The sequence below is a fragment of the Streptomyces sp. MA5143a genome (genome assembly GCF_900290235.1).
GTDB lineage: Bacteria > Actinomycetota > Actinomycetes > Streptomycetales > Streptomycetaceae > Streptomyces.
In genome coordinates this window covers 1-12,012 of sequence record NZ_OLMK01000022.1, presented here as the reverse complement: position 1 = coordinate 12,012, position 12,012 = coordinate 1, and the positions used below count along the sequence as shown (strand labels likewise).

General features: G+C 73.0%; 8 protein-coding genes. 6 read left to right on the top strand and 2 right to left on the bottom strand.

From position 1 onward, the window contains the following. Window positions 1–27: 27 nt before the first annotated feature. From SMA5143A_RS11055 to SMA5143A_RS11045, 3 genes are all read left to right on the top strand, one after another. A complete protein-coding gene (locus tag SMA5143A_RS11055; RefSeq protein WP_107462701.1) occupies window positions 28–1,416 on the top strand; it encodes an LLM class flavin-dependent oxidoreductase in 1,389 nt (462 codons plus the stop codon). Window positions 1,417–1,664: 248 nt separating this feature from the next. Next, window positions 1,665–2,567, top strand: coding sequence for a S1 family peptidase (locus tag SMA5143A_RS11050; RefSeq protein WP_107462700.1), 903 nt, complete (start codon window positions 1,665–1,667; stop codon window positions 2,565–2,567). A gap of 539 nt (window positions 2,568–3,106) precedes the next feature. Then, window positions 3,107–4,186: a S1 family peptidase gene (locus tag SMA5143A_RS11045; protein ID WP_107462699.1), complete on the top strand. Its 1,080-nt coding sequence runs from the start codon at window positions 3,107–3,109 to the stop codon at window positions 4,184–4,186. Between the two features lie 114 nt (window positions 4,187–4,300). Here SMA5143A_RS11045 and SMA5143A_RS11040 read toward each other — a convergent pair whose 3' ends face one another. After that, window positions 4,301–5,392 (bottom strand): DUF3533 domain-containing protein, encoded by a 1,092-nt coding sequence (locus SMA5143A_RS11040; protein ID WP_107462698.1) that lies wholly within the window; start codon window positions 5,390–5,392, stop codon window positions 4,301–4,303. A 141-nt stretch (window positions 5,393–5,533) separates the two neighbouring features. Here SMA5143A_RS11040 and SMA5143A_RS11035 point away from each other — a divergent pair, with 141 nt between their 5' ends. Together SMA5143A_RS11035 and SMA5143A_RS11030 are read left to right on the top strand one after the other, a co-directional pair. Continuing rightward, window positions 5,534–9,103: a DNA polymerase III subunit alpha gene (locus SMA5143A_RS11035; protein ID WP_107462697.1), complete on the top strand. Its 3,570-nt coding sequence runs from the start codon at window positions 5,534–5,536 to the stop codon at window positions 9,101–9,103. After that, a complete protein-coding gene (locus SMA5143A_RS11030) occupies window positions 9,100–10,068 on the top strand; it encodes a DNA polymerase Y family protein (RefSeq protein ID WP_107462696.1) in 969 nt (322 codons plus the stop codon). Before SMA5143A_RS11035 ends, SMA5143A_RS11030 begins: the two co-directional genes overlap by 4 nt. 14 nt (window positions 10,069–10,082) lie before the next feature. Here SMA5143A_RS11030 and SMA5143A_RS11025 read toward each other — a convergent pair whose 3' ends face one another. Beyond that, on the bottom strand, window positions 10,083–10,457 hold the full coding sequence (locus SMA5143A_RS11025; protein ID WP_055714480.1) for a cupin domain-containing protein: 375 nt from the start codon (window positions 10,455–10,457) through the stop codon (window positions 10,083–10,085). Between the two features lie 198 nt (window positions 10,458–10,655). Here SMA5143A_RS11025 and SMA5143A_RS11020 point away from each other — a divergent pair. Further along, window positions 10,656–12,012 (top strand): IS200/IS605 family element transposase accessory protein TnpB (locus tag SMA5143A_RS11020; RefSeq protein WP_107462738.1); only part of this gene is annotated, 1,357 nt, incomplete at its 3' end.

Below are 12,012 nucleotides of genomic sequence, written 5' to 3'. Positions count from 1 at the left end.
GTGTGAGTGGTGGAAGGGGCTGGTCGTATGGGGTCGGGGTTCGGGCGGGGGGTGTTGCATCTGGCGGCGGGGGTGGATCTCCGGGGGGCCTGGGAGGGCGGCGCGTTCGTGGAGTTGGGGCGGCTCGCGGAGCGGGGGGCCCTGGACTTCGTGACACTCGGGACCACGGGCGGGCGGCCGGGGCCCGACCCGTCGGCGGTGATGGCGCGCATGGCACCGGAGACCCGACGGGTCGGGCTCGTGCCCGCGCTCACGACGACGCGGGCCGAGCCCTTCCGGGTGGCGTCCGCCGTGGCGACGCTCGACTGGCTCAGCCGGGGCCGGGCGGGCTGGTGGATCGACGTGTCGGCCACGGACACGGAGGCCCGGCTGCCCGGAGGGCGAGGCCCCGCCCAACTCGGCGAAGCGCTGTGGCAGGAGGCCGGTGAGGTCGCGGACGCCGCCGCATGGTGGTGGAGCAACGCGGGGGATGGCGCCGCATGGTGGGGGAGCGGCGCGGGGGACGGTGCCGAACGGTGGGGGAGCGGCGCGGGGGACGGTGCCGAACGGTGGGGGAACGGCGCGGGGGACGGTGCCGAACGGTGGGGGAGCGGCGCGGGGGACGGTGCCGAACGGTGGGGGAACGGCGCGGGGGACGGTGCCGAACGGTGGGGGAACGGCGCGGAGGACGGTGCCGAGACCGGGAACGCGGCGGAGGGGGTTCTCGCCGAGGGGGGTGCCGAAGGGGGTGTCGAGGCGGGTGTCGAGAAGCGATACGCCCAGACCCTCGGGGGCGTGGGCGGGGAAGGCCACGGTGCCGGGCCGTCGGCCGTACCCCCGTCGCCTCAGGGGCGCCCCGTACGGGTCGTCGACGCGACCGGGAGCGATGCGTGGGTGACCGCGGCCCGGTGCGCGGACGTGGTGCTCGTGCGGGCCGCCGCCCCCGAGCAGGCCGCCGCCGTACGGGAGGAGGTGCGGGGTGCCGCGGCCGGGTTCGGCCGTGACCCCGACGAGGTGCGGCTGCTCGCGGCGCTGCGTGTCGATCTCGGCGGCGGTGAGCACGCGGCCGAGCCGGGTCACGGCGGCGGAGGGCCCCGGTGGAGCGCCCAGGGCCCGCTGTACCGGGGTGGGCCCGTCGACCTGGCCGAACTGGTCACCGCCTGGCACCGGGCCGGTGTCGTCGACGGCTTCCACTTCACCCCCGTCGAGCCGCGCCGTGACCTGGAGCGGCTCGTCAACGGGACCGTGGCCCTGCTCCAGCACCGTGGTCTGTTCCGCACCTTCTACCCCGGCAGCACCCTCAGGGAGCACCTGGGCCTCGCCCGCCCGGCCGACGGGTACGGCCGCAGGGCCGTGTCGGCCCGCCCGACGGGGCGTCATGAGCGGGTAGCCTCACGGGTGCGTCGGCACGGGGCCCAGGCTCCGGACACGATGTAGGGCGTCCGGGATTCACACAGAATCCCCACAACTCCATCGGCGAGATCAACTGCCTTGCCCACTGGGCTGGTTGGTGTTCGAGCGGCCGAAAGGCACTCTTGCGGGGATCGGTGATACGGCCGAATACTTCCCCGCAGCGCCTTGTCAGGAGCACGGCATATTCGGAATCCGGACACGTGCCCTGATTCGCGCCTCACGGGCCCAAACCCCACGCGGGCCCCCGACTTCCCTTTAGGAGGGAACGAACAGTGAGGATCAAGCGCACCACTCCCCGCAGCGGTATCGCGAGACGGACCCGGCTGATCGCCGTGACCACCGGACTCGTGGCCGCGGCCGCCGCGACAGTCCCCACCGCCACCGCGGCAGACGCCCGAACGTTCAGCGCGTCGGAGCTCAAGAGCGCCGGCGCGTCGGTGCTCAAGGCGGACATCCCCGGTACCGCCTGGGCGGTCGACGAGAAGACGGACAAGCTCGTCGTCACCGTCGACAGCACCGTCTCCCAGGCCGAACTGCTGAAGATCAAGGAAGCGGCGGGCGACAAGGCCGGCGCTCTGACGATCAAGCGGACGCCGGGCAAGTTCAACAAGCTCATCAAGGGCGGCGACGCCATCTATGCGAGTAGCTGGCGCTGCTCGCTCGGCTTCAACGTCCGCAGCGGGAGCACCTACTACTTCCTGACCGCCGGTCACTGCACCGACGGCGCGGGCACCTGGTACTCCAACTCCGGTCGTACGACGGTCCTCGGCCCGACCACCGGGTCGAGCTTCCCGACCAACGACTACGGCATCGTGCGCTACAGCAACACGTCCATCGCCAAGGACGGCACCGCGGGCAGCGTGGACATCACCAGCGCGGCCACCCCGAGCGTGGGCACCAACGTCATCCGTACCGGCTCCACCACCGGTACCCGCACCGGACGCGTCACCGCTCTCAACGCGACCGTGAACTACGGTGGCGGCGACATCGTCTACGGCATGATCCAGACCACGGTCTGTGCCGAGCCCGGCGACTCCGGCGGCCCGCTCTACGGCAGCAACGGCGTCGCGTACGGTCTCACCTCCGGCGGCAGCGGCAACTGCACCTCCGGTGGCACGACCTTCTTCCAGCCGGTCACCGAGGCCCTGAGCGCCTACGGCGTCAGCGTCTACTAGGCCGACCGGGCCGGCCCCGAGCGGGTGCTCTTCCCCCCGGCGCCCGCGTCCGACCGTATGACCTAACGCGGTCAGCAGTTCGAGCCCCCGCACGTGACGACGTGCGGGGGCTCGCCCTGTTGTGGGCCCGGGTTCACGATGATCCGAGCAGCCCGCCGCTCCGGGCGCCGTGGCGCCGGAACCGGTGCGGGAGCAACTTCCGTCACGGGACGCCCCGTAGGGAATCGGACCCTGAAGGGGTGAATTTCAGACAGGACTAGACCTCACCCGTTGCGCAGGTGGTCGTTGCGTCCTGTGTTTGCACTGTGAATTCGCATGGGGCGTTACCGGACGGTAATGACATTGAGGGCGTGCGCCCACGGTGTGTGCTCGTCCTGAAGTCGACCTTGTGTGCTCCCTGCGCGCCTCGGAATAGTTGGCGCCGCACAGTTGGCATGGACGCGGCGTTTTTACCGTCCGCCGCCTCCATATCCGTATTCCTTACGGCCGAACGGGGTCCCCACAACCCCTTCGGTCGACCCCCCACAGGAGGACGTGAGTTGAAGCACCGACGCATACCCGGGCGCCGTGCCGTCGTGACGGGTGCGGGCATCGCCGCGCTGGTCGCCGCGGGAGTGACTTTCCAGACTGCGAACGCGAGCGAGACCGCGCCGACCGCTCAGCCGAAAGCGCTCTCCGTGCTGGCGGCCGGAAAGCTCGCCTCGACCCTCGGTGAGGACCTCGGCGCCGACGCGGCGGGAACGTACTACGACGCGAAGAGCAAGGTCCTCGTCGTGAACGTGCTCGACGAGGCCGCCGCCGAGACCGTCGAGGCGGCCGGCGCCAAGGCCCGGATCGTCGAGAACTCCCTCGCCGAGCTCAAGAGCGCCCGGACGACCCTCAAGGACGACGCCACCATCCCCGGTACCTCCTGGGCCACCGACCCCACCACCAACAAGGTCGTCGTCACCGCCGACCGCACCGTCTCCAAGGCCGAGCTGGCGAGACTGACCGAGGTCGTTGACGGCCTCGGCGCCACGGCCGAACTCAAGCGCACGAAGGGTGAGTTCAGGACCTTCGTCGCGGGTGGCGACGCCATCACCGGTGGCAGCGGGCGCTGCTCCCTCGGCTTCAACGTGGTCAAGGGCGGCGAGCCGTTCTTCCTGACGGCGGGTCACTGCACCGAGGGCATCTCCACCTGGTCGGCCGGCGGACAGGTCATCGGCCAGAACGCGGACTCCAGCTTCCCGGGCGACGACTACGGCCTGGTCAAGTACACGGCGGACGTCGACCACCCCAGCGAGGTCAACCTCTACAACGGCTCGACCCAGGCCATCAGCGGCGCCGCCGACGCGACCGTCGGCATGAAGGTGACCCGCAGCGGCTCGACCACCCAGGTCCACAGCGGCACGGTCACCGGCCTCGACGCCACCGTGAACTACGGCAACGGCGACATCGTCAACGGCCTCATCCAGACCGACGTCTGCGCCGAGCCCGGCGACAGCGGCGGCTCCCTCTTCTCGGGTGACAAGGCGGTCGGCCTCACCTCCGGCGGCAGCGGCGACTGCACCTCGGGCGGCGAGACGTTCTTCCAGCCGGTCACCGAGGCGCTGTCGGCGACGGGCACACAGATCGGCTGAGGCGGAGCGGCTGAGGCGGATCGGCTGAGGCCGAGCGCGCGCCGGGCCTGAGGATCGGCCGAGAGCCCGGCACGCGGGAGGGCGAAAGGCCGCCGCACGACCGGGACCCGCGGCTCACGCCTCGGCGGGCCGGCGATCCGGCTTCCTTCTCAGGGCCGCCATCACCAAGGTGATGGCGGCCCCCGCCGTTGCCCAGGCGGAGAGCACCAGCAGGGGGACGGTGGTGTCGTTGCCCTCGAAGTACGCGATCGAGCGGGCCACCCAGACGCCCGCGCCCGGCGGGAGCGCCGGACCGATCGCCGCCCAGAACGGGGGCAGCAGCGGCGGGGGCAGCGCGCCGCCCGCGCTCGGGTTGCCGGCGACCACCACCAGCAGCACGGCGACCCCGATACCGGCGATCCCGAAGACGCACTGGAGCGCCAGCGTGGCCGCGCCCACCGCGAAGACGACCAGGGTTCCCAGCCCCCACAGCGCCGCCACGCTTCCGGGCAGGGCACCCAGCACCGGCCCGGCGATCACCGCGCCGCCGAGCCCGCCGAGGATCGAGAACACCGCCAGGGCGGCGAGCCGGATCACCCCGCGCCGCAGGTTGGTGGGCCGCGCCCCCGCGCTCATCGCCAGCGCCGACGCGCACAGATAGCCGCCGACGCACCAGCCCACGACCAGATAGAAGGACGTGAGCCCGTTCGCGTCCCCGAGGCCGGCCGGGGCCACGTCCACCGTCCGCAGCGCGCGCCCCTCGGACTGCTCCAGCGTGCCGACGAGGGCGGCCAGCGCGCCTGCGAGGGAACGGCCGCCGCCGGAGGCGACCAGCAGGGTGTCGGTGGTGCGGGCCGGGTCGATCAGCAGGGCGCCGTCGATCTCCCGGTCCAGGATCAGCTCGCGCGCCGCCGCCGCGTCGGCCACCGCGCGCGGATCCAGCGGCTCGCCCGGCAGCCGTTCCAGCCGGGTCACCGTCTGTTCGGCGGCCGCCCGGGGCGCGACCACGCCGAACGGCACGTCCCGGAGCTTCGGGTGGTGCAGCGCCCCCACGTACGAGGCGATGAAGAGCAGCTGGAGGGCGAGCACACCGACGACCAGCAGGGTGGCCCGCGGGGTGACCCCGTCCCTCAGCTCGTCGAGGAAGGACGGCGGGGAGGACGGACCCGGTGCGGAGGCCGGGTCCGGCGCGGGGGACGGGCGAGGGCTGTCGGCCGGCTGCGTCATGTCCTCACGGTCCGAGCCGCCGCGTGTTTGCGCAGGTGGGGCGGGGCCGAACGGATGTCGTACAGAGGTTCGAAAAGTGGTCTATGGTGGAGACGAGCAGGCTGTGAACTGATGTTCGATTGATCGAGTGCGGGAGGTGCGGTGCCGGGCTTCACGCATCTGCACACCGCCTCCGGGTTCTCCCTGCGGTACGGCGCCTCGCACCCGGAGCGGCTGGCCGAACGCGCCTCCGAGCGGGGTATGGACGCCCTCGCGCTCACCGACCGGGACACCCTCGCGGGCGCGGTCCGGTTCGCCAAGGCCTGCGCGGCGGCGGGTGTCCGTCCGTTGTTCGGGGCCGAGCTGGCGGTGGGGGCGCCCGCGCCCTCCGCGCGGCAGGCCCGGCGCCGGGCCCCCGTGCGAGGTGGTGCCTTTGTCGATGAGTCGACCCCACGGGTGACGTTCCTCGCCCGTGAGGGGGCCAAAGGGTGGGCCGAGCTGTGCAGAATCGTTTCGGCGGCGCATGGCGGGAGCGCTGAGGACGGCGGCGGCCGGGGCGCGAGCGGCGGTGCGACCGGTGTGCGGGGCGCGGCAGCCGGCCGGGGAGAGGGCCCGCCCCTGCTGCCCTGGACGGAGTGCGCCGGCGACGGCCTGACCGTGCTGCTCGGCCCCGCCTCCGATGTGGGCCGCGCGCTCGCCGCCGGGCGCCCCGACCGTGCCGCGAAGCTCCTCGGTCCCTGGCGGGAGCGGTTCGGCGACGCCCTGCGGCTGGAGACGGTGTGGCACGGCCGTCAGGGCACCGGCCCCGGCTCGCTGCGGCTGGCCGCCCGGACGGTGGGCTTCGCCGCCGAGCAGCGGATCCGCCCGGTGCTCAGCAACGCCGTCCGGTACGCCGACCCCGGTATGGGTCCCGTCGCCGATGTGCTGGACGCGGCCCGCCGGCTGGTCCCCGTCGACCCCCGGGGCGAGCTGGACTCCGGGGAGGCCTGGCTCAAGGACGCCGGTGCCATGCTGGCCGCCGCCGAACGGATCGTCGAGGCCGCGGGCTACCGCCGGGACACCGCGTACCGCCTGCTGGAGCAGACCCGCGCCACGGCCGCCGAGTGCCTGGTCGACCCGGAGGACGACCTCGGCCTCGGCACCGTCCACTTCCCCGAGCCACACCTCGTCGGCGCCGGCCGCCGCACCGCCCAGCGCGTCCTCGCCTCGCGGGCCGCGGCGGGCATGCTGCGGCTCGGCTACGACACCCGGCGCGACTACTGGGAGCGTGTGCACCAGGAGCTGGACGTCATCGCCCACCACGGCTTCGCCTCCTACTTCCTCACCGTCGCCCAGGTCGTCGACGACGTACGGGGGATGGGCATCCGGGTCGCCGCGCGGGGCTCCGGCGCGGGTTCCCTCGTCAACCATCTCCTCGGGATCGCGCACGCCGACCCCGTCGAGCACGGGCTGCTGATGGAACGGTTCCTGTCCAAGCGCCGGGTGGTGCTGCCCGACATCGACATCGACGTGGAGTCCGCGCGCCGGCTGGAGGTCTACCGCGCGATCATCGGCCGCTTCGGCGCCGAGCGGGTCGCGACGGTGGCGATGCCGGAGACGTACCGCGTCCGTCACGCCGTCCGCGACGTGGGCGCGGCCCTGTCCATGGACCCCGCCGACATCGACCGGATCGCCAAGTCCTTCCCGCACATCCGGGCCCGTGACGCCCGCGCGGCGCTGGAGGAGCTGCCCGAGCTCAGGAAGCTGGCGGGGGAGAAGGAGAAGTACGGCAGGCTGTGGGAGCTGGTCGAGTCCCTCGACGCCCTGCCGCGCGGGGTCGCCATGCACCCCTGCGGGGTCCTCCTCTCCGACTCCTCCCTCCTCGCCCGTACGCCGGTGATGCCGACCAGCGGCGAGGGGTTCCCCATGTCGCAGTTCGACAAGGACGACGTCGAGGACCTCGGGCTGCTCAAGCTCGATGTGCTGGGCGTGCGGATGCAGTCGGCGATGGCGCACGCGGTGGCCGAGGTGGAGCGGGCGACGGGGGAGCGGGTCGACCTGGACGCGCTCGACTTCGAGCGCGGTGAGGGCGACCCGGCCACGTACCGGCTGATCCGGTCCACCGAGACGCTGGGCTGCTTCCAGATCGAGTCGCCCGGCCAGCGGGACCTGGTGGGGCGGCTCCAGCCGTCGACCTTCCACGACCTCGTGGTCGACATCTCCCTGTTCCGGCCCGGTCCGGTCGCCGCCGACATGGTGCGGCCGTTCATCGCGGCCCGGCACGGACGGGCGCCGGTCCGCTACCCGCACCCCGATCTGGAGGCACCGCTGCGGGAGACGTACGGCGTCGTCGTCTTCCACGAGCAGGTCATCGACATCGTGCACCTCATGACCGGCTGCGGCCGGGACGAGGCGGACCGGGTGCGGCGCGGGCTCTCCGACCCCGAGTCGCAGGGGCGGATCCGGGTGTGGTTCGCGCAGCACGCAGCGGCGAAGGGGTACGACGCCGACACGATCGCCCGGACCTGGGAGATCGTCGAGGCGTTCGGCTCGTACGGCTTCTGCAAGGCGCACGCCGTGGCCTTCGCGGTCCCGACGTACCAGTCGGCGTGGCTGAAGGCGCATCACCCGGCGGCGTTCTACGCGGGGTTGCTCACCCACGACCCCGGGATGTACCCGAAGCGGCTGCTGCTGGCGGACGCGCGGCGGCGGGGGGTGCCGATCCTCCCGGTGGACGTGAACCGGTCGGCGGCCGCCCACCGCATCGAACTGGTGTCTGATTCAAAGGGGTCGGAGGGACCCTCCTCGGAGGAATCTTCCTCGGAGGGGCCTCCCTTGGAGGGGCCGACCCGGTGGGGGCTGCGGTTGGCCCTGTCCGACGTACACGGCATCAGTGAGGCCGAGGCGGCGCGGATCGCGGACGGGCAGCCGTACGCCTCGCTGCTGGACTTCTGGGAGCGGGCCCGGCCGAGCCGTCCGCTCGCCCAGCGGCTGGCCCAGGTCGGCGCGCTCGACGCCTTCGGCGCCAACCGGCGCGATCTGCAACTCCACCTCACCGAACTGCACCGGGGCGCCCGGGGCATGGGCGGTGGCGGGGGACAGCTCCCGCTGTCCGGCGGCCGCGGCACCGCCCCGGCCGGGCTGCCCGACCTCTCCTCGGCGGAACGGCTCAGCGCCGAGCTGGGCGTGCTGTCGATGGACGTCTCCCGCAATCTGATGGACGACCACCGCGTGTTCCTCGACGAGCTGGGCGTGGTGTCGGCGCGGCGGCTGCGCGAGGCGCGCCACGGGGAGACGGTGCTGGTCGCGGGCGCCAAGGCGGCGACCCAGACCCCGCCGATCCGCTCCGGCAAACGGGTCGTCTTCACCACCCTCGACGACGGCACCGGCCTGGTCGACCTCGCCTTCTTCGACGACTCCCACGAGGCGTGCGCCCACACCGTCTTCCACTCCTGGCTGCTGCTGGTGCGCGGAGTGGTGCAGCGGCGCGGCCCGCGCAGCCTCAGCGTGGTGGGGTCGGCCGCCTGGAACCTCGCCGAGCTGGTGGAGCTGCGGCGCGAGGGCGGCCTCGACGCGGTCGCCCCGCGCCTGGCGGAGCCGGCGCCCCCGAGCGGCGGCGACCCGACGCACGGCCGCCGCATCCAGCTGCCCACCGGCTACGAGATGCACCCGTGGGCCGATCTGCGGCCCGCGGGCGAAGAGCCCTCGAAAGTACGGAAGTTGTGGCACCAGAGCCCAGGGAGTGCGGGATGACCATCCTCTGCGTACGTTTCCAGCTGCCGCCGAAGTACGAGGCCGCCCTGCCCGGGCTGCTCGGTCTGCTCGAGGACTTCACCCCGGTCGTCCAGGCGCTGCCGCCCGACGGCGCGCTGGCCGATCTGCGGGGCGCCGAACGGTACTTCGGCCGGGGCGCCGAGGAACTGGCCCGGCTGATCCGGGTCCGCGCCCTCGCGCTGTACGGCATCGACTGTGTGATCGGCGCCGGGCCCGGACCGCTGCTCGCCCGGATGGCCCTGGGCCAGGCCGAGCCCGGCGAACCGTGCGCGGTCCCCGAGGGCCTGGTCGTGGACTTCCTCGCCGAGCGGCCCGTCGCCGCGCTGCCCGGTGTCGGCACCGCGACCGCCCGCACCCTGTGCGAGTACGGCCTCGACACCCTCGGCCGGGTCGCCGCCGCACCCCTGTCCACACTTCAGCGCCTGGTCGGCGCGCGAACCGGCCGCGAACTGCACGAGAAGGCGAACGGCGTCGACCGCGGCCGGGTCGTCCCCAACGCCGTCTCCCGCTCCCTCGCCGCCGAACACCCCTTCCCGCACGACGAGCTGAACCCCGACCGGCACCGGCGCGCGCTGCTCCTCGACGCCGAGGAGCTGGGCTCCCGGCTGCGCGCCCTGGACAAGGTCTGCCGCACCCTCACCCTCACCGTCCGCTACGCCGACCGGTCCTCGACGACCCGCACCCGCACCCTCCCGGAGCCGACCGCCCACTCGCCGGAACTCACCCGCGCCGCCTACGGGATGTACGGCGCGCTCGGTCTCCAGCGCGCCCGCGTCCGCGCGATCGCCCTGCGCGCCGAGGGGCTCACCCCCGCGGAGGAGGCCTCCCACCAGCTCGCCTTCGACCCCGCCGACGACAAGCTCCGCCGGATCGAGGAGGTCGCGGACCGGGCGCGGGCGAAGTTCGGCCCGCGCGCGATCCTGCCGGGGACGCTGGCGGCGTGACACCCGCCGGGGTGTCAGTTGGCCCACGGCGGCACGATCCGCGTGCCGTCGGCCAGCTCGGCCTCCAGGCCCAGGGAGGTGGTGACCCAGGTGACGGCGGTCTCCGCCGTCGGGTTCTCCACGGTGAGGGTCGCCCCCGCGTTGATGATCAGGGTGTCGCCCGCCCCGACGCGCTCGGTGCGGCCGTCGAGCGTGATCAGCAGTTCCCCGTCGAGCAGATGGAGGATCTCCTCCTTGGTGACGGTGTGGGCGGGCGCCTTGGTGCCGGCGGGGATCTCCCCCCGCCAGGCGGCCAGTTCCCTGCTGCCGGTGCGGGGCGTGGCGTACGAGACGAAACGGGCGCCGTGGATCTCATGGGCGACGGCGTCGGACGAACGGACTACGGGCATGGGGGCCTCCTGGGAAAATGGTCAAGCAGCTTGACTATATGGATCGATGGTCAAACAGCTTGACCAATTCGTCAAGGGTTGTGGGTCACTCGGGGTGACTGCGTACGAAGGTTCCCTGGCCGAATGTGTGACCTTTGCCGACGATGGGCGTTGTGTGTCGTAGGGGTCTCTGACGGGCGGGTGCGGGGGTGATCGGCGGTGGGTGGGCTGCGGGAGTTGGCGGTGCCGTTCGTCGCCGTCGGCCCGTCGGGTGTGGCGGTCCGTGACCGGCTCAGGCAGCTGACGGCGGAGGACGAGCGGGTTCTTCGTCTGGTGGGGGATCATCTGGGCGTGCTGGCCTCGCGGGATCTGAAGGCGCGGTGCGCTGTGGGGCTGGACCATGACGCCGAGGGGTGGGCCGCGCGTAAGCAGGCGCTGACGGGGGTGTCGTCCTCCCGCTGGGCCGGCAGTATCACGAAGGCCACGCATGATCAGTGGGCGCTGGCCCGGCGGAGTCAGCTCGCGCACCTCCAGAGCCTGGAAGCGGGGGTGCGGATGATCGCGCACCGGTTGTCGCTGCCGGTGGGCGGTAAGGGCGCTCCGGGGGGTTATGCGAGCAGGCGGGAGTGGCATGCGAAGGCGCGCCGTCTGCATCTGCTCACCGACCGGCTGCAGGCGGTGCGGGCGGACTGGGAGGCCGGGGTTGTGCGCGTGGTGCGGGGCGGAAGGCGGCTGCTGACCACCCGCCACCACCTGGCGGCGGCGCAGCTGACCGAGGAGCAGTGGCGCACCCGCTGGCAGGCCGAGCGGCGCTTCCTGCAGGCCGACGGCGAGTCCGGCAAGCGCTTCGGCAACGAGACCATCCGCGTCACCCCCGACGGCGAAATCTCCCTCAGACTCCCCGCCCCGCTTGCGCAACTGGCGAACGCCCCGCACGGCCGCTATGTCCTCACCTCCCGCGTGAGGTTCGCGCACCGGGGTGAGCAGTGGGCCGACCGCATCAACACGCACCGGGCGGTGGCCTACCGCATCCACGAGGACCCCGCACGAGGCCGCTGGTACCTCACCGCCTCCTGGACGACCCCTGCGGTGCAGAGCGTGCCGCTCACCACAGTCCGCGCGGGTGGCGTGGTGGGGGTGGACACCAATGCCGACCACCTGGCGGCCTGGCGCCTGGACCGACACGGCAATCCGGCCGGCGCGCCCAGACGGTTCGGCTACGACCTCTCCGGCAGCGCCGCCCACCGCGACGCCCAGATCCGGCACGCCCTGATCCGCCTGCTGCGCTGGGCCCGCCGCCATCATCTCGCCCTCGCCATCGAGGACCTCGACTTCACCGGCGAGACGACCCGCGAGAAACACGGCCGCCGCAAGCGGTTCCGCAAGCTCATCTCCGGTATGCCGGTCTCCAAATTGCGGGCCCGTCTAGTGTCGATGGCCGCCGAACTCGGCATTCCCGTCGGCGCCGTCGACCCCGCCTACACCAGCCGCTGGGGAGCCCAGCACTGGCAACAACCCCTCACCAGCACGAAACGTAGAACCACCCGCCACGACGCGGCAGCCGTGGCGATCGGCA